Consider the following 23,567-nt stretch of genomic DNA (forward strand, 5'->3'; position numbering starts at 1 on the left):
TCAACTATTATGGATGGCCTGAGACTTTTTTTAGTGGATGATCATAAAATATTCAGAGAAGGATTGAAGAATTTGATTGAAATCGAACAAATTGGGAAAGTGGTGGCTGAAGCCGCCAATGGACAGGATTTCATCAATAAATTGTCGGAACCATTGCCCGATTTGGTGCTGATGGATATTTCGATGCCGGTGATGGATGGCATTGAAGCCACCCGCCGGGCTCGGGAACGTTTCCCCGATTTAATGGTGCTGGCCTTGTCGATGCATGGTGACGAAGAATATTACTATAAAATGATTGAAGCCGGCGTAAAGGGCTTTTTGTTGAAAGACTCGGGCATCAAGGAAATTGAGCGAGCCATTCAATCGGTGGTTGACGGGGAAAGTTATTTCTCAAACGAATTGTTGCGTAAAATCATCTCGGGGATGAATAAGAAGTCGCATGATCCGGTGCCCGATAAAGACGGCCTATCGGTGCGTGAGGTGGAAGTGCTTGGGCTGATTTGCGAAGGACTTACCAATGAGGAAATTGGCGATCGTCTTTGCATTAGTGCGCAAACGGTGAAGGGGCATCGCAGCAACTTGCTGGCCAAGACCAATTGTAAAAATAGTGCCAGCTTGGTGATGTATGCCATCAAGCATAAGTTGGTGCAGCCAGTTTAATGACCTTATATGAGATAAATTGCCGGTTAATCCGGCTTTTTTTGTTCACAAGCATGTGTGTGGCGGGTGAATTCTGCACTTTAATCTAACCGTTATGAGTGAGATGTCTGTTGGTGATGTGTCGTCTGTGTTTGAGCAGCGAGTGTTGAGCGATATGGCTCAGCAACTTTCGGTTGTGATGTACCGGTTTTCAGTTGGGGAGTCTCTCCTTCCTTCTTATATTTCCCCTTTTATAGAATCCCTCACCGGGTATCGTTCTGATGCATTTATGAGTGGAGATGTGTCGTTCATGCAATGTGTACATGTCGATGATGTTGCATCCGTGAAGGGTAAATGGGCTGCGATCATCCATTCCGACGAGCCTTATGTCCTCGAATATCGGCTGATGCATCGCGATGGGCGTTGCTTTTGGGTGATGGATAAGGGTTGTGTTATTCGCGAAGAAGGGGGGCGTAAATGTTTGTCGGGCATTATGTTGGATTTTTCCCATAAGTGCCTTCAAATTGATGAACGGGTGCAGGCATCGATGGATGCGGTTGAAGAGGGGATTATTGTGATGGATGAAAAACAAATTATTCGTCGCGTCAATGCCGTGGCTTTGCGGTTGTTGGAGTGTGATGAATCTGATTTGTGGGGACATCCTTTTGCCGAGGTGGTTCGAACTACTGAAAACGACATGATTTTGGTGGGCAACCTGGTGTATCCGCGCATTGCGACTTTCTTTTCACGCACGGGTGAGCCGTTGGTCATGAAATATATTGTGAAACCCCTTCAACGAAACGGAGAAGGGAGCCTTGGGTGTGTGTTGCGATTCTCGGGTGCCGTGTCGGTGGGTGAAGAGCAAGGCGTGGTTGAGATTCCATTGGTGCAAAATATCATCGATTCGTTTAAGGCGGCTATATACATTGTTTCGGCCGATGGTCGATTGGTGACAGCCAATAAGTTATTGACTGATTCGATGCGCGTGAAGCGTGAGGATATTGTGGGCAAGCGGGTGATTGACGTGTTTCCGCCCGGCTATGTTGAACAGGTTCAGTTGAATGTCGTACGGGTCATTCAGGATGGACATCCTCATTATGCCATGATGGAGATTAATTTGGGTGGCGTGGTATTTCAAACGTACAATGCCCTGATGCCGATATTTGACGCCAATGGCAGAGTGGCACAGGTGTCGGTTACTTCCATGGAGATAAATGATACCAAGCGTATTGAAAAAGAACTATACGAAACACGCCAACGGCTCGATTTTGCCATGACGGCCGGTAATATTGGCATGTGGGATTATTACGTGCAGGGCAATCGGGTGATTACCAATCCGGTGTTTTGTCAAATGCTAAATTTTGAGCCTCAGATGGCCGATGGGGAATTTTCGTGGCTGGTAAGCCGGATTCATCCGTTGGACATTGGACGTATTTACAGTGCTTATTACAAACACAAAAGGGGGTTCACCGATAAAATGGAGTGCGAAATTCGCATCAAGACCGGTGAGGATAAATATTTGTGGACGCAGCTCATTGGCCGTATCGTGGAGCGCGATGCGAATAAGGAGCCAATGCGCATTATTGGTGTTCAGATGGATGTGAGTCGACGCAAGGAGCTGATGCAGGAACTTTCGCATTCAAAAGAGGTTGCCGAGCAGGCCAATCAGACGAAAAGTTATTTTTTGGCCAATCTCTCGCACGAAATCCGAACGCCCATGAATGCCATCATCGGGTTCAGTCAAATGTTGTTAGGTAAGATTTCCGATCCTGCCCTGCTTGAGTATGTGCATTCTATTCGCAATGGTGGCGAAACGCTGTTGAGCTTAATCAATGATATTCTTGATTTGTCAAAAATTGAGGCCGATAAAGTCGAAATTAAGCCCGAGCCCATTGACTTGCGTTACGTGCTCGAAGAGGTCAGGCAAATGTTTCAATATCGCTACGTGCAAAAGGGCATTGACTTTCGCATTTTGGTCAATCCTGCACTGCCGGCTTATCTGTCGCTTGATGAATTACGGGTGAAGCAGATTTTGCTCAATTTGGTGAGCAATGCCATTAAGTTTACCGAGCAGGGCGAAGTGTTGGTGCAGGTGTCGTACGATGAGCAAAGCGACGATAGCGGAGATTTGACTTTTGAGGTTGCCGATACCGGTATTGGCATTGTTGAAAGCAATTTGTCGAAAATTTTTGAGCCTTTTGTGCAGCACGAGGGGCACGATGCCAAAAAATATGGCGGAACCGGACTGGGATTGAGCATCACCAAAAAACTGGCTGAGCTGATGGATGGCACCATCAATGTGGTGAGCACGCCAGGTAAAGGATCCTGTTTTTCGGTGGTGTTGAGACATGTGAAATGTGAGCATCCCAATTTTGTTAATCATGAGGAGGTTAAGGATGACGAAATTGTTGAATTGCCATTGGTTATTGGTATTGGTTTGGCTTTTGCCGAGGCTAAGGTGATTCAAAAAATGTTATTGCCTGGTCGCCAGCGCCTGATGGTGGTCAACACGCTGGCCGAGGCCTTTGTGCTGATTGAGTCGCATCAGGTGTGTGTGGTGTTTGCTGATGCTGCCTATTTTAACCCCATGGGTAATGAAATGGCCGATTGGAAACGGCACAAAGAGGCGCAGGAGCTGGCGTTGGTCATTGTGGTGTCGAAATATGGGGTGTACGACCTGGCCGATTTGCGCGAACAGGGCGTTGCCTTTGTGCTCAAGAAACCGCTGTTGCCATCGGTGGTGTCCGAAATCATTGATCAGTTCAACGAAGCATCAGGTCATTCGGCCATGTCGGCTATGCGTATCAACGATCTTCAGGGCGAAGAGGCTGTGAAATTGTTGTCGCTCTTCTCTCCCGAAATGTTAACTTTGATCGATCAGCTTCAGGATATCCAGCCGCACAGTCAGGTGAAGCAGCTGGCCGGTTTTCTCAAGACGCTGGAGCCCGTGACGGGGGCTAAAATTTTGCACGATTTGGGACATCAGCTCGACAATGCTCTGTCGTTGTTTGATGTGGCCAATATTCAGCGTTCTATTTATAATTTATTGGATTACATTCAGTGTTTAAGAAATATTGCAGGTCATGAGTCATAAGGTGTTGATTGTTGACGATAACGGTAAAAACATACAGCTTTTGGGGAACCTCCTGATGGAGGCCGGTTATGCCGTGGAGTATGCTTTCAACGGTCAATTGGCATTGCAATGGTTGCAACGCACCGATTTCGATGCCATTCTGTTAGACATCATGATGCCAGATATGGATGGGTTCGAAACTTGTGCCCGCATCAAGCAGATGCCCAACCGGATGAATATCCCCATTATCTTTATCACGGCGCGCGACGACACCGATAGCATCACCAAAGCGTTTCGCGTGGGAGGGGTCGATTACCTTACCAAGCCATTTAACCACGATGAATTACTGGCTCGTTTAGGGACACATGTGGAGTTGAAGATGAGCCGCGAAAAACTTATTGACACCGCTCGATGGCTGGCCGAAGAGGTGCGGGTGAAAACCGAAGAAATTCGTAAGGCCAAAGAGGAATTGGAAGAGGCTTACAACGAGTTGAAATTGCTCGATTTGGCTCAGAACGAATTTCTCAAGTCCATTAGCCACGAAATACGGACACCTCTGACCGGCATTGTCGGGTCGTTGAGCTTGTTGTCGAATTATAAGGATAACGACGAAATGAACGAGGTGGTGAACCTGCTTGAGAAATCGGTACGGAAACTCGAAAAATATTCTTACACCGCCTTGCAGATAGCTTTTATTCGGTTGCGCGGGGTCGAAAGGCAGGAGTTTATCGAGGTGAATATCAGTGCTATCGTGAAGAATTGTGTGGGTATTTATCTTCAGCAAGCCAAAGAAAAGAGCATTGTGATTCGGTTTAAAACCAATGCCCCCGGTGTGGTGGTGAAGGGCGATCACGATTTATTGGTGCAGGCCGTCAAGGCGCTCATCGAGTCGAGCGTGGTTTATTCGCACGATGGCATCATTGATGTTTCCATTACCGATAGTCACGACGGGGTATGGTGTTCCATTGCCGATGAGGGGACTCCCTTTTCGAACGATGCCCCCGTGTATATGTTCGATTCGATGAATTCGAAGGGGTGGACGCACGATCGAAACACCAGTTTGGAATTGCATCTGGCGCAAATCATCTTTTTGTCACACGGGGGGACGTTGTTGTTTCGTAACAATGAAACGGCCAAAGGTACCATCACTTCATTCTTCCTGAAAAAATAGATGCAATGGAGTTTTCAATGAACACAGAGTCAGAATAAACGCAAAGGCGCGAAGGCGCTGAGTTATTTTGTTACGCCATGCGTTTAAATAACAAAGCAGATAACTCAAAATTGTTATATAGTAGACACGGAGGCTCTTTGTCAAAATAAACGCTGAGGCGCGAAGGCGCTGAGTTATTTTGTTACGCCATGCGTTTAAATAACAAAGCAGATAACTCAAAAGAGTTTATAGTAGCTATCTCACAAAAGAGGCGATGGTGTTTGTTCCATCGCCTCTTTTGTGAGATTATTATTCAATGTCGTTTAGTTAGTGACAATCGAATAAAAGACAAGAAGAATTTTAGACAGCAGACAGATAGATTAGACTGTGAAGACGAAGAAGACAGATCTAAATATCTTTCCTTATCTCATCATCTGTCTCATAGTCTTATGTCTTCTTCTCTTAACTTAACGACATTGCATTATTGTTGTTGATTCAGAACAGTTTGTCAAGTTTTTCTTCCAGCATGGTTCCGAATAGGTCTTTACCGATGATGTCGCCATCGCGGCTGATGAGGTAGTTGGCCGGGATTGATCGGACGTTGTAAGCTCTTGCGGCCGGAGCTCCATTGCGTTGCAGGTCGCTCACGTTGATCCATGAGAGTTGATCCTGCTCAATGGCATTTTCCCACAATATTTTGCTTTGGTCGAGCGATACCTGGTAAATTTCAAATCCTTTGGCTTTGTATTTATCGTAAAGACGTTTCAGATTTTTGTTTTCCTTACGCGAGGCGGCGTCCCATGATGCCCAGAACGACAGGAGAACGATTTTCCCTTGCTGTGATTTCAGACTCACGCTGTTCCCGTCAGGGGTCGTTTCATTAATTTCGGGGATGCTGCTTTGAGCTGTGGATAACAATTGCTGAATGTTTTCTTCTCTTTTTTGGATGGTTTTCACCTGAAGGACGTATTGATAAAGGTGTTTGACCCGTTCCGATTCGGGATAAAAGAGGTTTAGGCTGGTGGCCAGGGTTGAAAAATAGACTTGGTCATTTTTGTCAAACACGTTCATCACCATCGTTCCGCCGGCCATTTCCTGAAACAGGGCATAGTAACTGGCAAATGAGCGTGGGTTTTGCATCACAAAGCTACCGATGAATTTTTTGTGGTCGTTGAGGGCTTCCAGATATTCGCGTTCAATCATGGTTTTACGCACGCGGTCGTCAACTGCCAGCGTTCCGTACAGGTTGGTAAGGCTGTCGAGGGTTTGACGAGTCAGTTTTAACTTGCGGTTGAGGATTTTAATGAAGTTGGAACCCAGTGAGTTCTTTACGGTGTAGCTGTCCTCCAGGTTCGGGGTATTGGCTACAATTTCGATGTGTTCGGACGAATCGGCCAGCAGGGTGATAAAGTTTTTGCTGTCGAAACGCAGACGAAAAAAGGTGGGTTCGTCCAGGCGCTTTCCTTTGAACGAGAACCGGCCGTTGTCGTTGAGTTTCACTGAGTCGACCACCACGTTTTGTGCCAGGTCAATTCTTTCGAGAATGAGCGTTTTATCTTTGCCGTTGTCAATTTCTCCGGATATTTTGTACTCGTTCGATAAGTTGCACGATGCCAATGCAAAGGCCAGAGGCAGTATCAATAGGAGGTGCTTCATTGTGGTTGTTTTTGTGTGATTTGGATTTCGTTGCCCAAAAATAAACTAATTTTTGAAACGTCTAGTAGGCTCATTCAAAAATCACTTCTCTTTGTCGGGGAGCAGTTGGGTCAGTTTGTTCATTAAATGGTTGCCTTCAAGGTTCTTTTCTTCAATCTCGCCTTTGACGTTGAGCAGAAATGTTGCCGGAAGTGAGCGGATGCCCCATTTGTGGAGTATTGGAGAGGCGTGACCCTGTAGATCCGAGACATGCCAACAAGCCAGGCGGTGCTGGTCGATGGATTGTGTCCAGTTGGTTTTGACGGTGTCCACGGCTACCATGTAAACCTCAAGCCCTTTGGGCTTAAACTGTTTGATGATTTGTCGGCTTTGCGTGACGATTTGGTTGCACATTGAGTCATTAGGACTCCATACCACCACCAGAAGCGGGCGACCGCGAAAGCGAAACAGGGAGATGTGTTCGTCCCAGATGTTTTTCAATCCGGCATCGGGCAGCTGCTCGCCCCGATGAACCGATGTGAGGGAGTCAATGTTGTTGAATGTTGAATCCAATTGGTAGTGAAACTGTTTCACCGGCGTAAGGTGGGCGTAGTGACGAAACAGAAAGGAGTCGGTTTCAACAAACAGTTGGCGATTATTGGCAGGGGTGAGGATGGGCTGATTGCCGCTGCGTTGCAAAATGGCGTGCAGGATGCCCGGTGTTCGTGCTTCGCTGATGATGGCTTCCAGTCGCGCGGCGTATTCGACTCGAATGGTGTCGATGTGGCGGATGAGTGAATCTTTGAATTCAGCTTTCGGTTTGGGCTTTAGTGTGTCGGTTAATTGGGTGGCGAGCTCTTTGATGGCGTGGCTAAAATCCTGAGCCACTAACATGGAGCGCCTGATTTGATCCGAAGCCAAGTTGTTGCTGAACGATGCCGTGTTAATCAGGTTATTGGCTTCGGCGTGCAGATAAGTGGGTACAGGGCCCAACACCATGGGAAGGGATTGACCATTGGGTAGTTTGAGCAGAAAAAAGTTGGTTGAATCGATGGTCTTGGTAAAGATGAAATACCCCTGTGCATCTTTCCGTGCCGTGTCAAATGGGGCATACCCTTGTTCGTAACGGTAGAGTAACACATTGATGGTATCGCTGATTCCATTTAAATCCATCTTGAGCGAAAAGGATGGCGGGGGAGTTTTTTTGCACGATGCAAAAATCAGTAGGGTTAGCGTGAAAATGAAGAGGCTGCGCAGCATGACGTATTTCGTTTTTGCAAAAATATAAAAATATGTAGCCTTTGGGATTTGTATCCCGTTAGTTGTAAATGTGCAGAAAGTCATCTTTCACCACTCGGGTGTTATAGCGCTTGAGCGACCAGGGCGATGGGCCGCTGATGACGCTGCATGAGGGCGAGGCAATCAGGTACACCGAGTGGCAGTCGGGGCAAATGGCTGTCCCGTCGCCCATGTTGTAAACCAGGCATGACGTGCTGTTTTCGTAAGGGCACATGCGGTCGAAGGCATAATATTCATATCCATCGTAATAAACAACAATGCCACCGTTGCCAATCAGGTTGCCCTCGTAGTCGTAGGTGGCTTCAAAAGAGGTGGCGTTGTAGTACGGATCCAGCAAATCAAGGTAGGAATCGACATATACTTCGGGTATGGGCGCTTCGTCGTGCGGATAGCAAGCTGTGGTGGTGTTGACCAAAGCAAGCAAAAGGATTAATGCCCATTGCCACCTGCGATATTGCGAGGGGCGATCACTGTTATTTTTTTGTCTTTCCATAGTCTTTGTGAATGTCGATGATGCGCACCAAAATAAATCCGGGAATGGTACAGAGCATCACCCAAATGAAAAAGAGTTTGTATCCCATCCATTCCTGGATCCATCCCGATGCCATGCCGGGGAGCATCATGCCCAGGGCCATGAATCCGGTGCAGATGGCAAAGTGGGCGGTTTGTGACTCGCCTTCGGAGTAGTAAATCATGTAAAGCATAAAAGCTGTGAATCCAAAGCCATAACCAAATTGCTCAATGGCCACCCCGGCCGAGATGAGCCAAAGATTGGAGGGTTGAAGCCATGCCATGATCACATACACCATGTTGGGGACGTTAATGGCAATGGTCATCCACCATAGCCAATGTTTGAGCCCGTGTTTGGATGCCGCCAATCCGCCTAAAATGCCCCCCGCCGACAGGGCTATAAGCCCGATGGTGCCGTAAATGAAGCCCACCGTTTCGGTGTCGATGCCCAGCCCGCCTTTGTTTGTGGCGTCTAACAAAAACGGGGAGGCCATTTTTACGAGCTGGCTCTCGGCCAGTCGGAACAGGAGTAAGAATGCGAGGGTGAGGCCAATGTCTTTCTTCAAGAAAAAGCTGACAAAGGTGTTTCCAAAGCCATTCCAAAAGGAACCATCAATGGCGATGGGACGGTCGATGGCCGGCTTGGGGAGCGCCCACAGGTGGTATAACCCGCATAGAATCATGATGATGGCGACTCCTCCAAAGGTGACGCTCCATGCCAGGGGGATGTTGCCGGTGAGGGTTTCCAGTCGGCCGGCCAGCATCACCAGGGCGCCTTGGCCGGTAATCATGGCAATGCGGTAAAAGGTGCTGCGGATGCCTACGAACAGGCTTTGCTGATTGTCGTTGAGCCCAAGGATGTAAAAGCCATCAGCGGCAATGTCGTGGGTGGCCGAACTGAATGCTGTCAGCCAAAAGAAGAGCAACGTGAGCTGAAAGTAAGATGGCAGTGGGATGGTGAGCGCTACGCAACCCATGCCTGCCCCCAGTATCAGTTGCATCACGGTTATCCACCACCGTTTGGTTTTGAGCATTTCCACCACCGGGCTCCAAAATGGTTTGATGACCCATGGCAGATAAAGCCATCCGGTGTAAAACGCGATGTCGCTGTTGTCAACGCCCATGCGTTTGTAAAAAATCACCGAAACGGTCATAATCATCACATAAGGCAGACCTTCGGCAAAATAGAGTGAAGGCACCCATGTCCAAGGGGAGCGTGTGGTTGCTTGTGTTGGGGTGTTGGTTTTAAAATTCATTTAGTATCGTTTGGTCAGCGATGCGTGTTTGAAGTAGTGCATCAATATCTGTTCGAAAGAATAACCTTTGTCGCCCATCACTGCGGCTCCTATTTGGCACAGTCCCACGCCGTGTCCCCATCCGGCGCCTCTGAGGGTAAATCGTATGGCGTTATTGATGCTGGTTTTGTCGACCACAAAGGCTGAACTGTAGAGGTGGGTTGTCGAGAGTGTTTTGCGTATTTCAAGCTCCTTGCCAATGGTGAAGGTTATTTTTGTGCCAATGATTTTCAGACGGGTGATGCGTCCCGATGCCCCTCGTTCCAATGGTTGTAGGTCGATGATATCCCCAAAGTCGATGCCCGACCGTTCTTTGGCCAGGCGGCTGAGTTCGTCTTGGGTATAGTCAACGGTCCATCGGAAAAAGCGGGTGGTTTCCTGGTCGTAGTTGTTCAGTACCTGGCTTAAAATGCGGGCGTCATTGGTGTTGCAAAATGCCGGTGGGTTGCCGGTGATCCATTCCCGGGCACCCTGCTCAGTGGTCAGGTCGGGCAATGAGTCGTCGTTGAGGTCGCGCACAGGCACCAGGTACGGGTGTTCAACAGGTTCCCAGCAGTTCTCAAATCGTTCGCTCACGCCTCCGCAGCATTTTGAAAAGCGAGCGTCGCAAATGGCATTGTCATAAGTGAGCACCAAACCATAGGTGTTGTTAATGGCCTCGACCACAGCCGGGTTGTTGGCCTTTTGAATGCCCTGGTAGCGTTGACAGTGGTCGTCGGCACAGACATCAAAAAGCGTATGGTCTTCGCGGTCGTACCAGCAAGTGCGTTCCTGCTCGGTTTGCACAAACGACTGATAGGTTGCATCCTTGGTTTGTAATCGCAGGTTCTTTTCGATTTGAGCCATTACCCAACTGCGTGATATCACTGCGTGGGCTTTTAATAGTTCTAAGGATGAGGTGGCGCTCATTTCCGACGAGATGACGCTGGTGAGGTATTCTTCGATGGGGGTGTGGTTGATGGCCACCACGTTGTTGTCATCAATCAAGAGTTGAAGGGCACCTTTGAATTCCTGATCTTCGTGCCTTTCCCAATGAAACTGAATGCCAATTTTGACATTGTGAATCACGAAACCTGCTTCGGTGGAGTCTGATTTTAGAAGAAACGATGTTGCATTCAGAACAATGCCATTGCCGGATATTTGAATGCTATTGTTATTGAATAAGGCCGTGTATGAGCCCTGCAGGAGGATTTGCTCACAACCGTCTATCAGAAATGAATCTTTAAGCGTAAATGATATGGAGGGGTGAGTGAGTATGCCTATTCGTAATAGTGGTTGCATCTGTTCTGTTTTGAATGATGTAAAAATAGGAAATTAACAGGCACACAGGCAGGAGAATGGGTTGAACTGTTATAAAAGATTAATGAAGATTTCTTTTTTCCCGATTATTGAAAGAAATGAACAAATGTTCATAATTTTGCTGTCGCTTAGTAAAAAAACATCATGGCACGACCGAAACGTTTGCGCACCATTACTCATCCTCCGTTAGTGAGTGGCTTTAAACCTATGGGAGGGTGTGTTACGGGTCAAGAGGTTGTGACGCTTTTATTTGAAGAGTACGAAGCGTTGCGGTTGGCTGATTACCAGGGGATGACGCAAGAGCAGGCTGCCGTTGAGATGGGCGTATCGCGACCCACTTTCACGCGGGTTTATGAAAAAGCGCGATGTGCTGTGGCCCGTTCCCTGGTCGAAGGCCGTGTTTTGCTGATTGAGGGTGGATGTTATCAAACGCGTCCTTGCTGCCCCCAACGTGATGATGTGTTATTGGAGCATGGATGCTGTCAGGGGGCTTGCAGCTGTGGTAGCAAAGCTGCAAAGTAGCAAAGTAACAAAGCTTCAAAGTTGAAGAGGTGGTGAGAATAAGTGTATAAATGGCAAAGGAATAAAGTGCCAGAGGCAGAATGCGCAAATGAACCACATATATTCAGAAACAAAACCAAGGTTCTCCTTTTTGGGGGATTTGGGGACTAAATATTAAAGAGATGAAAATAGCCATTCCAACGCGTAACAATGTTGTGGACAGTCATTTTGGCCACTGCGAGTCGTACACTGTATATCAAGTGGATGAGCACAATCAGATTGTGCACACCGAAACCGTGCCGTCGCCGCAAGGGTGCGGTTGCAAGAGCAATATAGGCGCCGTGTTGCAGCAAAAAGGGGTGTCGGTATTGTTGGCCGGCAACATGGGCGATGGTGCCCTGAATGTGCTGAATCGTCATGGGATTAAGGTGTACCGTGGTTGTTCAGGCGATGTGATGGAGGTGGCCAAGACCTATCTAGCAGGCGGGATTGGCGATTCGGGGCTTTCGTGCAGTCATCATGGCGATGATGGTCACGAGTGTCAGCACTGAATCGGCTGCCTTTGGGGCAAAAAAAAGAGGTTGACCTATTTCAGGTCAACCTCTTTTTTATTGTTTTCATCAAAAATTTTGTATTCCAAAATTCCCAACGATTCGGAAGGAACCACTTTAATTCCCCACGAGAGCTGAAATTTCCATTTCAAGACACTTGATGGGAAGCCTTTTTTCAGATAGGCATATACATAAGGGTGAACCTTCAGGGTCAAATTTTTAATATTTTGATCATTCACAACGAACCGGAGACGATCGTTAATGGTGTCGGTCAACAAGATGGATGCTTGCACATTGCCAGTTCCATGACAGGTGGGACACACTTCGGAGGTGGCGATGCTCAGTTCAGGGCGTACCCGCTGACGGGTGATTTGCATAAGCCCGAACTTACTCAACGGCAAGATGTTGTGCTTGGTGCGATCGGAAGCCATGGCTTCTTTCATGCGTTCGTACACTTTCTGCTTGTTCTCGTTGAGTTGCATGTCGATGAAATCGACCACGATGATTCCGCCCATGTCACGCAGCCTCAGCTGGCGGGCAATCTCATCGGCGGCAGCCATGTTGACCTCCAAGGCATTGGTTTCCTGGTCGGAGGCCGATTTAGAGCGGTTGCCGCTGTTGACGTCAATGACGTGTAACGCCTCGGTGTGGTCAATAATGAGGTAAGCACCACTTTTAAACGAAGCTGTACGACCGAAAAGAGATTTGATTTGCTTGGCAATGCCGTAATGCTCAAAGATGTGGGCACTGCCTTTGTGAAGTTTCACGATGCTTTCGCGTTCGGGGGCAATCAGGGTCACGTATTCTTTTATTTCGCGGTACACCGTTGGGTCGTTGACCACGATGCTATGGAACGACGGGCTGAGAATATCTCTTAACAGAGCCGTGATACGGCCAATTTCCCCCATGACCAGCGATGGCGATTTGATGCCAAAGAGTCGGGAGGTGGATTCTTCCCAGTGGTTCACCAGCATTTTGAGTTCCTGATCGAGTTCGGCCACGCGTCGCCCTTCGGCCACGGTGCGAACAATCACCCCGTAATTTTTTGGTTTAATGCTCAGCAGCAAGCGTTTCAAACGGTTGCGTTCCTCGGCTGATTCGATTTTCTGACTCACGGAGACCTTGTCTGAGAAGGGCATTAACACGAGGTTACGCCCGGCAATGGACAGTTCCGAAGTCAGCCTGGGCCCTTTGGTTGATATGGGCTCCTTGGCAATTTGAACCAAAATCTCTTGTCCGGCAGTCAATACATCGGCGATAGCGCCTTCCTTATTAATGTCGTTTTCCGGTTTCAGTTTGCTGAATGATACGACTCCCTTTTTTGTTTGGGCATGCTTGAGGAATTTTTGTAACGAACGCACTTGCGGTCCTAAATCGAGATAGTGCAAAAATGCGTCTTTCTCGTATCCAACGTCCACAAAAGCGGCGTTCAGTCCGGGCATGATTTTTTTAATCTTGGCTAAATAGATGTCGCCAACCTGAAACTGAATGTTACTTTTTTCCTTTCGCATCTCCACCAACCGTTTGTCCTCAAGCAGGGCAATGGTCAATTCTTCGGGAGTGACATCTACAAACAGTTCTGCACTCACTTAATTTGGTTTCGATGTTAAATATTTCAAAGAACTAGTTTGGGATGATGAAAAGCTCAACGCACCGTTTGCGTTTGTGTCATCCCTAATAAAGGACAAACAGGAAAGTGTGGCACCTCCTGTTTGTCTGATGTTTTTGTATGGCCTAAGAAACCTTATTTCTTTTTCTTGTGACGGTTTTTTCTTAGTCTTTTCTTACGCTTGTGCGTAGCCATCTTATGTCTTTTTCTTTTTTTACCGCTTGGCATGGCATTAATTTTTTAAGATAAATAACTGTCGGATTATTTCACTTGAGTTTTCACTTTTCCTGTGAAGCTCTTTGAAGGCTTAAACGAGGGAATGAAATGCTCGGGGATAATGATGGTGGTGTTTTTAGAGATGTTGCGTGCAGTTTTCTCGGCGCGTTTTTTCACCACGAAGCTGCCAAATCCTCTCAAATACACGTTTTTGCCCTTCACCAATGAACCTTTGATGGTGTCCATGAAGGCTTCCACTGCTTTCTGTACTGTAACTTTCTCAATTCCGGTGTTTTTCGAAATCTCGTTTACGATATCAGCCTTTGTCATTTTAGTAAAATTATTTAATTATCAACTAATTACAAAACGATTTTAAAATTCAGATTGCAAAGATATAGGAAGTTCTGAATTTAAAAAAACAATTAAACTATTTTTACACAAAATTTTAACCATGTCTTCCATCAGTGATGCGTTGATTTTGTGGTACAACCGTCATCAACGCGACCTCCCCTGGCGTGCCACTCGCGATCCCTATTTGATATGGCTTTCTGAAATCATTTTACAGCAAACGCAGGTAGCCACAGGGTTACAATACTATTTGCGTTTTGCCGAACGATATCCGGATATTCATCATTTGGCTGTAGCATCCGAAGATGAGGTGTTGAAAATGTGGCAAGGCCTAGGGTATTATTCGCGAGCTCGTCATCTCCTTTTTACTGCCCGTTACATCGATGAACATTATGCGGGGCATTTTCCTTGTACGTATCACGAAATCTTACGACTGAAGGGTGTTGGCAAATATACCGCTGCTGCCATTGCATCGTTTGCGTTCGATTTGCCTCATGCGGTGGTTGACGGCAATGTGGGGCGTGTGATCTCGCGCTATTTTGCCATGGCCGAACCTGTCGATTCAACCAACGGACAGCGAGAGCTTGATCGGTTGGCTCATGTTGTGATGGATCCTGTGCGGGCAGCTCAGCACAATCAGGCCATCATGGAATTAGGGGCTTTGGTGTGTCGCCCCGTGCAACCGGCTTGCGATGAGTGTCCTTTGGCCGAGAGGTGCTTGGCCAGACAACGAGGTGTCGTGGATCTATTTCCGTTTAAGCAACGCAAAACGGCTGTGAAGCATCGTCACTTTATTTATATATGGTGTCAAGACGGGGATGAGGTTTTTGTACAACGCCGCGAGGGTAATGATATTTGGAAAGGTTTGTACCAGTTTCCGATGTTCGAAGTAACGCAACCCGTGGATGTGAACCATGTGGGAGCGATTGTCGCCGAAAGGATGGGGGTGACGTCTGATGCTGTGGTGGTGATGTCAGTTCACGAAACGCGACATGTATTGACTCATCAGCGTTTGCATCTCACCATAATCAGGGTGATGTTTCATCGAGACTCTATGCCTCTGTTTTTTTGTGATTATGAGAGAGTGTCTCTTGAAAATATTCATCAGTATGCTTTCCCTAAACCATTGATCGATTATCTCGATTTATTGGGTGCGTGAGCCCTTTCGATGGATGGTTAAAATTATTTCCTTGATGTTCTGCCCGAAACTCCATAATTTGTTCATCCAAACCTGTTTGTTTGGAGCCTTCGGTTCCGGCAAAACACAAAACTGACCTGCGATGAATTTAACGGGGAGAGCAAAAAAATTAGTCATCATTATTGGTGAACATGAACGCGTGTACTCGCGTCCATTATATGAAGCCATTGTGTTTGCGGCCAAAAAATATCGTTTGTCGGGAGCCACGGTGACCCGTGGGATGCTTTCGTTCGGCAATGACAGTCTCAATTCCAGTGCTAAAGTGTTTGAATTGGCGGGTGATTTTCCCATGATGATCACCTTGGTTGATGTGGCTGAGCGCATTGAGGATTTTAGCGGTATCATGTCCAAGCTGCTCGATAAAGCCAATAGTGGCGGAATTATTTATCACGAAGAGGTGAACGTGGTACGATACGGTAAGCAGTGAGGGTTTTGTATTTTCGTGCCTGTTAGGTTATCTTTGGCATTGAAAAACAAAATCGATAAATGAGAAAGCTTTTTGTGTGGCTCGCTTTGGGGGCGGCAATGGTCGCTAAGGCCGAAGTGCCCACGCCTCCGCGCTTGGTGGTGGTGGTGATGGTGGATGAATTGGGGGCGGAGCAGTTGTTTCTCTGGCAAAAGAAATTCGAGAAGGGCGGATTTGCACGTCTGCTCAATCAAGGGATGATTTATCCGAATGTGATGCTTAACTCAACTTCGTTGTACGAGGGAACTTCTGTAGCATCATTTTATACCGGTGCGACGCCATCGGTGCACGGGGTGGTGTCGCGACAGTGGTTCGACCGTTTTTCGCAGCGCACCATTGATGTGCTGCAAGGTTATTCACAGGAGCCTGTTAACGACAGTGTGGTGCCTTATCGCAACACGTCACTGCTCTGTTCTACGTTGGGTGACGAATTGCGGCGCGTTTATCCCGGTAAATCGCAGGTGCGTGCCATTGGTTTATCGCCACACATCATTACCTGGGCCAAGGGGAATAATCCCGATGGTTACTACGTGCTGGATAGTCAGACCGGGATGATGCGCAATGGCTCTAAGACTCATCTGCCGCAATGGGTACACGATTTTAATGGTAAAGGGTTTGCCGATTTGTACCGTCAGCGTGAGTGGGGGCCTCTCAACGACATTAATGATTACTATGCGTCCAAATTTCGCAATCAGGGGCAATCTCGCAATTTTCTTTATAAGTTAAATGCGTCACCCGGGTATGGTCACATGGTGCATTCTCCTTATGGTAACCTGATGATGCGCGATTTTGCTGTGGCCATGTTGTTGAACGAAAACCTGGGGCGTGACGCTTATCCCGATTTGCTGACAGTGTCCTTTTCGTTAAAGCCCGGAGTGGTTCGCAATGCCGGGCAATACGATGCCGAGGTGGAAGATATGATGTTGCGTCTCGATCGGGAGATGACCGGACTTGTGGGATTTCTCGATGAGGTGTTGGGACTCGATAAGGTGTTGGTGGTGCTCACAGGAGCCTTTAATCGGAGTGCATTGCCTACTGATAATATTCAGGCCGACATCCCCACCGGGGCATTTAATGGTCGTAAGGCTCTTTCGTTGTTGAACCTTTATTTCATGGCCAAACATGGTCAGGGTAAATGGGTGCAGGCCTATCACGATGGCTCTTTTTATTTGAATGAGAAGCTCATTGCAGATAAAAAAATCTCTATGGATGAGATGCGTCGCGAAGCAGCTGATTTATTGATTCAAATGTCGGGTGTGGCGCGTGCTTATACCTATGACCAGTTGATGAACGAGAGTTCAGCCTTAGTCGGTGGTGTTGTTTATCAGTCGTTTCATGCCAAGCGATCGGGCGATGTGTTGATTGAGTTAGAACCGGGATGGGGCGAAGAACTCGATAATGGCGAGGTGGTTCCCCGTCCGCAATTGAACCGCCAGGTGCCGGTGGTGTTTTTTGGAGCTTCAGTACCACATGGCATTGTGCATCGACCTTGTAATGTGGTAGATGTGGCGCCCACTATCAGTTCGTTTTTGCAAATTGCCATGCCCAACGGTAACGTGGGTTCTCCGATGACGGAGGTGTTTGGGCGTTGAATTGTTTTTTAGGTCATGCAACAAGGGCTGTCAGTCGGTGTTCGATTGGCAGCCCTTGTTGTGTGTTAGTGGCTTTGTTGCACGATGCTTGTGAAGGTTCTCATTAATGCCGGATCCTTTTCGAGTGCATTGCCCACTACAATCAGGTCGGCACCGGCGTTGCATGCAGCCTCCACTTTTTCGGGGGTGTTGAGGCCTCCGCCAATCATCAGCGGGATATGGAGGATTTGTTTCACGGCGGTGATCATCTCAACGGGCACGGGTTGATGGGCGCCACTGCCGCCATCCATGTATATCATTTTCATGCCCAAATATTGGCCGGCCAAGGCGGTGGCCACCGCGATGTCGGTTTTTGAAGCGGGGATGGGCATGGTATTGCTCATGTACTCCACCGATGTGGGTTTACCTCCGTCGATAATCATGTATCCGGTTGAGATGACTTCGATGGGTGTGCGGTGCAGGATGGGGGCAGCCACAACGTGGTTTCCGATGAGGAATTCGGGGTTTCGGCCTGATATCAGAGAAATAAACAAGATGGCATCAGCACTGTGAGAGAGTTGGAGCAGACTACCAGGGTATAGAACTACGGGTAAATCGAGGTTTTGCTTGAGGGCTTCAACCACACTGTCGGTGAGGGTGCTCACCAGGCTTCCTCCCACCAAAACCATGTCCGGCTTGGTTTCGCCCAGCAGCGTGATGGTTTTTTGCAGTTGATCGCCGTCGCACTTGTCGGGGTCAATCAATACGGCCAATTGCTTCTTGCCTTGCTGAGATTTGGTGAGAATGGAAGCGTAAATGTTCATGTGTTTATTGAAGTATTAAGATATGAGTGTCTCAAGACACAAGATGATAAAGTTCTTTTAATTATCCTCCTGTGTATTGCTTGACGAGCATTGTGATTGTTTTATCTGTTTAAATTTAGTATGTGGCTGTATTTCATGAAGTTTATTTTGCTAATCAAAACGGCTGTGCAGATTCACAATGGCAGAGAATTACACGAATTATGACTTTCGGATCGTAAAATGATGGTACTTGTGTCCTCTTGTACTTTTGCACTACTTCCAATAATTATTCATCAGTGTCTAAGCCTTCTATGATGCTCGTTTCATGGGATTTTAGTGAATGTCGAGGGTGTTGACTACAGCAAATAGACCATTGCCAGAGCGTTGTTGCATGTGGCGGAGAGGGTCAGTTGTTTTTCGATGTTGTGTTTGTTATAAATGGTTTCGATGATAAAGGGGTGTTCTGTATTGATGGTGAAAGGGAGCACATGCAGGTGTTCTTTAAAATCGATTTCCGTTTCATCCCAATATTTGAACAAGGCTTCTTTGGCGCACCAAATGAGGGTTTGCCACGTCAGCAGGTTGGTCGGGTCAATCATTTTCGCCTCGTTTGGGTTGATGAATCGCGAAGCTACCTTGGCCACGCGTGGGGTGATGGTCTCCACGTCCACGGTGACGGGGTGCGTGGGGTGTATTGCCACCACGGCCAGTCCGTTGGTATGCGAAATGCTCAGTTGGCAGCCGTTGATGACGGGGCGTCCGGATGGGTGATACTGCACGGGTGAGTGAATGTCTGTGTATTGCTGAATGAGTCGGCGAGATGCCAGCCATTCCCGCCTGCGTTTTTCGACCCGGAAGCTGTGGTATGTAATTTTTTCCTCGGGCGTCAGGTTGACAGATGCAAAGAGATCTTCCGATGGTTCGGAGAGATCCCATCCTGCCAGGATGCCCCCATCGGGTGTTTTATGTTCAAAAGCAAGTGGCATGCGTTAGTCGTTCCATTCAAACGTTTCCATCATGTGAAGCACGTCGCGGCTCACGAAATCCACCACCGGAGCCAGCGAATCCTTGTTGGGCGTCACGTTGAAGTAGAGCGAGCCTCTAAGGTGATGACGCAAACTGTCGGTTACCACAAATTGGATTCGGGAGGCTGCATCGCCTTTTATTTCGTAATAAACGCCATACACTTTTTTGTCGGGGTTAATGAAATAGCGTTCGTTGATGGCGTCGGCTTTGACCGTGTGTTTATAGGCGAGCATGTGGCTATCCTCTTCCAGTGTGTTGAAGTTTTTTTGGATGTTGCGATAACTGATGTGTACTTTGGCTTTCATCGCGGGAAATGCAACGTTGATCCAGTAAGGTTCGGCGTTGGCATCTTTGTCCTTTTCAATGTTGGCATACACGGGGTATTCAAACCGGTATGGGTAGCCATCGGGCATGGGTTGGTATTTTTTTTCGGGCATGGTAATACGGAAGTAGCCGCGTGGTTTTGGCATCGGGGCATCTCCACATGCTGTGACGACGATTAGAAGTACAAGACCCATTGTGAGGCGGATTCCTTTATTCGGGATCATGATTTTAATATTTAATTCCGTCATTCTCCAAAGGGATTATGAGGTTGTTTTGTAATATTATTCGTGGCAGGAATACGCACCTGATCTTGTATGCCTGCAATAATGCGCTTTATTCCTCTGCTACTTGGTTTTATGGTTGGCCGTGGGTTGAATGGGTTTGTGCTGCATGAATTTCACTTTTTTAATTCTTCGGTTGTCTGCGGCCACCACCGTGAAGGTGCAATTGTTGAATTCTATGGTTTCGTTTTTTTTGGGGATCTCACCTTTAATTTCGAGCAGTAAGCCGGCCAGGGTTTCTGCGTCACCTCTTACCGGTTCAAATTCAGATTCGTCGGTGTCGGTTACCTTGTGGAAGTCGTTGAGCAGCGTTTTGCCTTCAAAAATCAGTGAGCCGTCGGGCATTTGCACGTAAGGTGTTTCATCTTCGTCCATCTCGTCACTGATGTCGCCCACAATTTCTTCCAGGATGTCTTCCAATGTCACGATTCCGGCCGTGCCTCCGTATTCATCTACCACCACGGCCATGTGTATTTTACGTTTTTTGAATTCCGACAGTAAGTCGTTAATTTTTTTTGTCTCAGGAACGTAGTAGGGGGGACGTATTACCTTTTGCCATTCAAAGGAGGCGTCTTGATCCAGATGTAAAAGCAAATCTTTGACATAGAGGATGCCTTTGACATTGTCGGGCGTGTCTTCGTACACGGGGATGCGTGAGTAACCCGATTCGACAATCACGGCCTGTACCTTTTTAAAGTCGCTTTCAATGTTGATGTCGATGACGTCTACGCGGGGGGTCATGATTTCCTGCACGTCGATGTTGCCAAACTTAACAATGCCTTCGAGGATTTCTTTTTCGTCGGTAAGCTCGTTGGCCGTCAGTTCAAGTGCCTGCGAGAGCTCGTCCATCGACAGGCTTTTGGCTTTACGAGTAAGTCGTTGGTTGACAATGTTGGTGGAGGCAATGAGCAGATAGCTGATGGGATGAAAGATTTTGTTGATCGCCAAAAGCGGAAATGCCATGAACGCAGCAAACGAACGTGGATGGCGGGTGGCGTACACCTTGGGCAAAATTTCTCCAAAAAAGAGCAATCCGGAGGTAATCAAGATGGTTTCGAAGACGAAGCGCAGTGTGTTGGCTTGTCCGAAGTCGATGACCGATCCCGAAACAAATGCCGCCAAAATGACCACCCCCACGTTGACAAAGTTGTTGCCAATGAGGATGGTGGCTAACAACCATTCGGGTTCGTCGAGGTGTTTGAGGATGAGTTGGTTGTTTTTTCCTTTTTCTTTTTTTAGGATGTCAATGTCAGATGGCTTTAGGGAAAAGTAAGCCACTTCGGAGCCCGACATTAATGCTGATGCGAACAGCAGAAATAGAGCTGCCACCAGAGCAACGGCCACACCCGTGGTGATGGGCTGTAAGGAAATGTGTGGTGATAACGATAGCAGGATGTGTTGATAATGATCCGTTTCCAAGCAGGTGCTGATTTAGTGAGACATTAAAAGGGGAGGTCGTCTTCTACCTCAGGTAAGTTATCGAAGGGGCTGGGAGTGGGTGTCGGCGGAATAAACGATTGTTCCATTGGTGCCGACGCAGGCATGTAGTTGTTCGTTGCGGAGCCCATGGACGGTTCATTGGTCGGGGCACTGCCATCGGGGCGACGTCCCAACAGGGTGAGGTTGTCCACGTATATCTCGGTAGAATAGCGTTTGATGCCGTCCTTTTCGTAGCTGTTGGTTCTGATTTTTCCTTCAATAAAGAGTTGGGTTCCCTTTTTGACATATTTCTCAACCACTTGAGCCAGTCCACGCCACACCACAATGTTGTGCCACTCGGTGCGATCGGGTATTTGGCGGCCGTCGCGCCCTGTGTAACCACGTTCGGTGGTGGCCAGAGGAAAACGGGCTACCACGTTGTTATTGTCAAGGTATCGAACTTCCGGGTCTTTGCCCACATTGCCCAGCAGGATGACTTTGTTAACTGACATAGGTGTCTTACAAGAATTGAATGGCTAAATTACAAAAGTTTGTCCGTATTCTGTTTTTTTGGTTGCTGATTTTGCATCCGGCGCAATCTCGTTTGGTTTTTCATAAAAAAGAACCACTTTTTTACTGCTTTCATTGTGGTGTTTTGGTGCAAAAAGTTCATTGGACTGAGATTAGAGTTAAAATAAACGCAAAGGCGCGAAGGCGCTGAGTTATTTTGTTACGCGTTGCGTTTAAATATCAAAGCAGTTAACTCAAATGATTTATTCAACTTTCGCAAGTACGATATATGACTGATTTACAACAAAAAAGCAGCACAATAATTTGGTTAAGATCCTGATATTCAGTATCTTTATGTCGCCAAACAATCCCAAACGATTATGCTGCGGTTTAAAGATACTGTAATACTTTCAGAGATTAATGGCTTTTTTACTTCAAGTGAAAAAGCGATGGATACAATTTTTACCACGATACGTTCATTGACATTTTCGGATACAAAATTTGGGTTTTCACAAGCCTGTAATCATAAGTACACCAATCACGGAAAACTTGCTTTATTGCTGTTGTTTCCTTTTTTTGAAGTTAAAACATCATGGCATTATTCGAATTCCGGTTTAAGCCGTATTCTATACTGCGGTAAAGATGTATTTTATCGACTCCTGAACGATTCCTCCATCAACTGGCGTAATTTGGCATATAGCCTGAATATGCAATTGATACGTAAGGTGCAGAAAAGTACGGATTCGACAAATTTAAACCCGACCTGTTTGATTTTCGATGATACTGATTTGCCCAAGACTGGTCGCAAGATTGAGTTGATTAGCAGAATTTATTCGCACGTAAGCCATACGTTTAATATCGGGTTTAAAGGGCTTTTCATGGGGTATCACGATGGAAAGAGCTTCTTCTCTCTTGACTTTAGTTTGCATGGCGAGAAGGGTAAAAATCAAAGCAAACCTTATGGATTCACCCCGATCCAAATCAAAAAGCAATACGCAAAGAAACGACACAAGACGAGCATGGGAAGTGAACGCGTCAACGACTACCATTTGAGTAAAATTGAGTCCATGATCAAGATGATTCGCTTGGCTATCACCAAAGGCATTCGCTTTGATTATGTGCTTACTGACAGTTGGTTTACCTGTTTTGAATTGATCAAATTCATTGTTACTCGCCGTATCGGCTGCCACTTCATTGGCATGATCAAAATGGGAAAAACTCGATATGAGGCCTTCGGCAAAAGCCTGACATCGAAAGAAATCATTGATTTACTGCGGCGTAAGAAAAAGACCAAACGTTCTAAGCTTATCGGTTACTATTACGCTGAAACCATTGTTGACTTTAAAGGGGTTCGCGTAAAGCTCTTTTTTTGTAAAGCCTCCCACAAAGGCAACTGGAATGGCATGATGACCACCAATACAGAACTAACTTTCGAACAAGCGTATAAAATCTACTCGACTCGCTGGTCTGTGGAGGTTTTTTTCAAAGAAAGCAAGCAGCACCTTGGCTTGGGTAAATGCCAGTCGCAGGATTTTGATGCACAAATTGCATCGACGACGCTTTGTATGGTTCAATATAACATTCTTTCGGTCATTAAGCGGGTCAATGACTATGAAACACTCGGTGAACTATTTAGAGCATCACAGAAAGATGCCCTAAAACTAACCATTGCCGAGCAGGTATGGCTAATAATCACGGAGATATTGAGTGAATTGTCCGAAATGTTTAATGTCGAAATCGAATTGTTAATGGAAAAATTATTTGCTGAAAATGATAAACTTACAAGATACTTAAATCTCAACAGCCTATTACAGGCAGGTTGACAGAGCTTGCGAAAGTTGAAT

Annotated in this window: 21 protein-coding genes; 9 read left to right on the top strand and 12 right to left on the bottom strand. The window is 46.9% G+C overall.

Annotated elements, in window-relative coordinates:
* Positions 1 to 9 precede the first annotated feature (9 nt).
* The 3 genes from LX69_RS08390 to LX69_RS08400 all read left to right on the top strand — a co-directional run bounded on the left by LX69_RS08390 (position 10) and on the right by LX69_RS08400 (position 4,883).
* The gene (locus LX69_RS08390) at positions 10 to 660 is read left to right on the top strand and encodes a response regulator transcription factor (RefSeq protein ID WP_111445412.1); all 651 of its coding nucleotides are present in this window, start codon (positions 10 to 12) and stop codon (positions 658 to 660) included.
* A 94-nt stretch (positions 661 to 754) separates the two neighbouring features.
* Complete coding sequence (locus LX69_RS08395) at positions 755 to 3,733, top strand: ATP-binding protein (protein WP_111445414.1); 2,979 nt, start codon at positions 755 to 757, stop codon at positions 3,731 to 3,733.
* Positions 3,723 to 4,883: a hybrid sensor histidine kinase/response regulator gene (locus LX69_RS08400; RefSeq protein ID WP_111445416.1), complete on the top strand. Its 1,161-nt coding sequence runs from the start codon at positions 3,723 to 3,725 to the stop codon at positions 4,881 to 4,883. The genes LX69_RS08395 and LX69_RS08400 overlap by 11 nt, the downstream gene beginning before the upstream one ends.
* A 474-nt stretch (positions 4,884 to 5,357) precedes the next feature.
* Here LX69_RS08400 and LX69_RS08405 read toward each other — a convergent pair whose 3' ends face one another.
* From LX69_RS08405 to LX69_RS08425, 5 genes are all read right to left on the bottom strand, one after another.
* Entirely contained in the window at positions 5,358 to 6,518 is a 1,161-nt protein-coding gene (locus LX69_RS08405; RefSeq protein WP_111445418.1) for a TlpA disulfide reductase family protein, read from the bottom strand.
* Positions 6,519 to 6,599: 81 nt separating this feature from the next.
* Positions 6,600 to 7,757, bottom strand: coding sequence for a peroxiredoxin family protein (locus LX69_RS08410; protein ID WP_170124303.1), 1,158 nt, complete (start codon positions 7,755 to 7,757; stop codon positions 6,600 to 6,602).
* Positions 7,758 to 7,815: 58 nt separating this feature from the next.
* On the bottom strand, positions 7,816 to 8,289 hold the full coding sequence (locus tag LX69_RS08415) for a Rieske (2Fe-2S) protein (RefSeq protein ID WP_111445422.1): 474 nt from the start codon (positions 8,287 to 8,289) through the stop codon (positions 7,816 to 7,818).
* Positions 8,270 to 9,562: an MFS transporter gene (locus LX69_RS08420; protein WP_111445424.1), complete on the bottom strand. Its 1,293-nt coding sequence runs from the start codon at positions 9,560 to 9,562 to the stop codon at positions 8,270 to 8,272. The genes LX69_RS08415 and LX69_RS08420 overlap by 20 nt, the downstream gene beginning before the upstream one ends.
* On the bottom strand, positions 9,563 to 10,882 hold the full coding sequence (locus LX69_RS08425) for a SpoIID/LytB domain-containing protein (protein WP_111445426.1): 1,320 nt from the start codon (positions 10,880 to 10,882) through the stop codon (positions 9,563 to 9,565).
* A 162-nt stretch (positions 10,883 to 11,044) separates the two neighbouring features.
* On the opposite strand from LX69_RS08425, the gene LX69_RS08430 reads away from it, so the two are divergent.
* Both LX69_RS08430 and LX69_RS08435 read left to right on the top strand, forming a co-directional pair.
* Positions 11,045 to 11,422: a DUF134 domain-containing protein gene (locus tag LX69_RS08430; RefSeq protein ID WP_111445428.1), complete on the top strand. Its 378-nt coding sequence runs from the start codon at positions 11,045 to 11,047 to the stop codon at positions 11,420 to 11,422.
* Positions 11,423 to 11,583: 161 nt separating this feature from the next.
* Positions 11,584 to 11,952: a NifB/NifX family molybdenum-iron cluster-binding protein gene (locus tag LX69_RS08435; protein WP_111445430.1), complete on the top strand. Its 369-nt coding sequence runs from the start codon at positions 11,584 to 11,586 to the stop codon at positions 11,950 to 11,952.
* Positions 11,953 to 11,987: 35 nt separating this feature from the next.
* Here the strand turns inward: LX69_RS08435 and LX69_RS08440 are convergent, their stop codons facing one another.
* Together LX69_RS08440 and LX69_RS08445 are read right to left on the bottom strand one after the other, a co-directional pair.
* Positions 11,988 to 13,541 (bottom strand): Rne/Rng family ribonuclease, encoded by a 1,554-nt coding sequence (locus LX69_RS08440; protein ID WP_111445432.1) that lies wholly within the window; start codon positions 13,539 to 13,541, stop codon positions 11,988 to 11,990.
* 281 nt (positions 13,542 to 13,822) lie between these two features.
* Positions 13,823 to 14,107 carry an HU family DNA-binding protein gene (locus LX69_RS08445; protein WP_111445434.1) on the bottom strand — a complete coding sequence of 95 codons (285 nt, stop codon included), beginning with the start codon at positions 14,105 to 14,107 and terminating at the stop codon, positions 13,823 to 13,825.
* A gap of 121 nt (positions 14,108 to 14,228) precedes the next feature.
* Here LX69_RS08445 and mutY point away from each other — a divergent pair, with 121 nt between their 5' ends.
* The 3 genes from mutY (at position 14,229) to LX69_RS08460 (ending at position 17,381) form a co-directional block, all read left to right on the top strand.
* Entirely contained in the window at positions 14,229 to 15,284 is a 1,056-nt protein-coding gene (mutY, locus tag LX69_RS08450; protein ID WP_111445436.1) for an A/G-specific adenine glycosylase, read from the top strand.
* Between the two features lie 121 nt (positions 15,285 to 15,405).
* Entirely contained in the window at positions 15,406 to 15,750 is a 345-nt protein-coding gene (locus LX69_RS08455) for a DUF190 domain-containing protein (RefSeq protein ID WP_111445437.1), read from the top strand.
* A 59-nt stretch (positions 15,751 to 15,809) separates the two neighbouring features.
* A complete protein-coding gene (locus tag LX69_RS08460; protein ID WP_111445439.1) occupies positions 15,810 to 17,381 on the top strand; it encodes an alkaline phosphatase family protein in 1,572 nt (523 codons plus the stop codon).
* A 65-nt stretch (positions 17,382 to 17,446) separates the two neighbouring features.
* On the opposite strand, the gene LX69_RS08465 is transcribed toward LX69_RS08460, so the two are convergent.
* The 5 genes from LX69_RS08465 to LX69_RS08485 form a co-directional block, all read right to left on the bottom strand.
* Positions 17,447 to 18,184 carry a geranylgeranylglyceryl/heptaprenylglyceryl phosphate synthase gene (locus LX69_RS08465; RefSeq protein WP_111445441.1) on the bottom strand — a complete coding sequence of 246 codons (738 nt, stop codon included), beginning with the start codon at positions 18,182 to 18,184 and terminating at the stop codon, positions 17,447 to 17,449.
* Positions 18,185 to 18,519: 335 nt separating this feature from the next.
* Complete coding sequence (locus LX69_RS08470) at positions 18,520 to 19,149, bottom strand: 4'-phosphopantetheinyl transferase family protein (protein WP_111445443.1); 630 nt, start codon at positions 19,147 to 19,149, stop codon at positions 18,520 to 18,522.
* A gap of 3 nt (positions 19,150 to 19,152) precedes the next feature.
* Positions 19,153 to 19,737: a gliding motility lipoprotein GldD gene (gldD, locus tag LX69_RS08475; RefSeq protein ID WP_111445458.1), complete on the bottom strand. Its 585-nt coding sequence runs from the start codon at positions 19,735 to 19,737 to the stop codon at positions 19,153 to 19,155.
* Between the two features lie 120 nt (positions 19,738 to 19,857).
* Positions 19,858 to 21,213 carry a gliding motility-associated protein GldE gene (gene gldE, locus LX69_RS08480; RefSeq protein ID WP_111445445.1) on the bottom strand — a complete coding sequence of 452 codons (1,356 nt, stop codon included), beginning with the start codon at positions 21,211 to 21,213 and terminating at the stop codon, positions 19,858 to 19,860.
* 23 nt (positions 21,214 to 21,236) lie between these two features.
* A complete protein-coding gene (locus LX69_RS08485; protein ID WP_111445447.1) occupies positions 21,237 to 21,725 on the bottom strand; it encodes a single-stranded DNA-binding protein in 489 nt (162 codons plus the stop codon).
* Positions 21,726 to 22,103: 378 nt separating this feature from the next.
* Between LX69_RS08485 and LX69_RS08490 the strand changes: the two genes are divergently transcribed.
* Positions 22,104 to 23,546, top strand: a complete 1,443-nt coding sequence (locus tag LX69_RS08490) for an IS4 family transposase (RefSeq protein WP_111445080.1) — start codon at positions 22,104 to 22,106, stop codon at positions 23,544 to 23,546.
* Positions 23,547 to 23,567 lie beyond the last annotated feature (21 nt).

Origin of the sequence: Breznakibacter xylanolyticus, assembly GCF_003254275.1 — a bacterium.
In the GTDB taxonomy this organism is placed as follows: domain Bacteria; phylum Bacteroidota; class Bacteroidia; order Bacteroidales; family Marinilabiliaceae; genus Breznakibacter; species Breznakibacter xylanolyticus.

Excerpts from the sequence above, each read along its gene's own strand:
- LX69_RS08455 (WP_111445437.1), top strand. The coding sequence starts at position 15,406 with ATGAATTTAACGGGGAGAGCAAAAAAATTAGTCATCATTATTGGTGAA.
- mutY (WP_111445436.1), top strand. The coding sequence starts at position 14,229 with ATGTCTTCCATCAGTGATGCGTTGATTTTGTGGTACAACCGTCATCAA.
- LX69_RS08425 (WP_111445426.1), bottom strand. The coding sequence starts at position 10,882 with ATGCAACCACTATTACGAATAGGCATACTCACTCACCCCTCCATATCA.
- LX69_RS08485 (WP_111445447.1), bottom strand. The coding sequence starts at position 21,725 with ATGTCAGTTAACAAAGTCATCCTGCTGGGCAATGTGGGCAAAGACCCG.
- LX69_RS08445 (WP_111445434.1), bottom strand. The coding sequence starts at position 14,107 with ATGACAAAGGCTGATATCGTAAACGAGATTTCGAAAAACACCGGAATT.
- LX69_RS08470 (WP_111445443.1), bottom strand. The coding sequence starts at position 19,149 with ATGCCACTTGCTTTTGAACATAAAACACCCGATGGGGGCATCCTGGCA.
- LX69_RS08490 (WP_111445080.1), top strand. The coding sequence starts at position 22,104 with ATGCTGCGGTTTAAAGATACTGTAATACTTTCAGAGATTAATGGCTTT.
- LX69_RS08415 (WP_111445422.1), bottom strand. The coding sequence starts at position 8,289 with ATGGAAAGACAAAAAAATAACAGTGATCGCCCCTCGCAATATCGCAGG.
- gldD (WP_111445458.1), bottom strand. The coding sequence starts at position 19,737 with ATGATCCCGAATAAAGGAATCCGCCTCACAATGGGTCTTGTACTTCTA.
- LX69_RS08390 (WP_111445412.1), top strand. The coding sequence starts at position 10 with ATGGATGGCCTGAGACTTTTTTTAGTGGATGATCATAAAATATTCAGA.
- LX69_RS08400 (WP_111445416.1), top strand. The coding sequence starts at position 3,723 with ATGAGTCATAAGGTGTTGATTGTTGACGATAACGGTAAAAACATACAG.
- LX69_RS08460 (WP_111445439.1), top strand. The coding sequence starts at position 15,810 with ATGAGAAAGCTTTTTGTGTGGCTCGCTTTGGGGGCGGCAATGGTCGCT.
- LX69_RS08395 (WP_111445414.1), top strand. The coding sequence starts at position 755 with ATGAGTGAGATGTCTGTTGGTGATGTGTCGTCTGTGTTTGAGCAGCGA.
- LX69_RS08410 (WP_170124303.1), bottom strand. The coding sequence starts at position 7,757 with ATGCTGCGCAGCCTCTTCATTTTCACGCTAACCCTACTGATTTTTGCA.
- LX69_RS08420 (WP_111445424.1), bottom strand. The coding sequence starts at position 9,562 with ATGAATTTTAAAACCAACACCCCAACACAAGCAACCACACGCTCCCCT.
- LX69_RS08430 (WP_111445428.1), top strand. The coding sequence starts at position 11,045 with ATGGCACGACCGAAACGTTTGCGCACCATTACTCATCCTCCGTTAGTG.
- LX69_RS08435 (WP_111445430.1), top strand. The coding sequence starts at position 11,584 with ATGAAAATAGCCATTCCAACGCGTAACAATGTTGTGGACAGTCATTTT.
- LX69_RS08405 (WP_111445418.1), bottom strand. The coding sequence starts at position 6,518 with ATGAAGCACCTCCTATTGATACTGCCTCTGGCCTTTGCATTGGCATCG.
- LX69_RS08465 (WP_111445441.1), bottom strand. The coding sequence starts at position 18,184 with ATGAACATTTACGCTTCCATTCTCACCAAATCTCAGCAAGGCAAGAAG.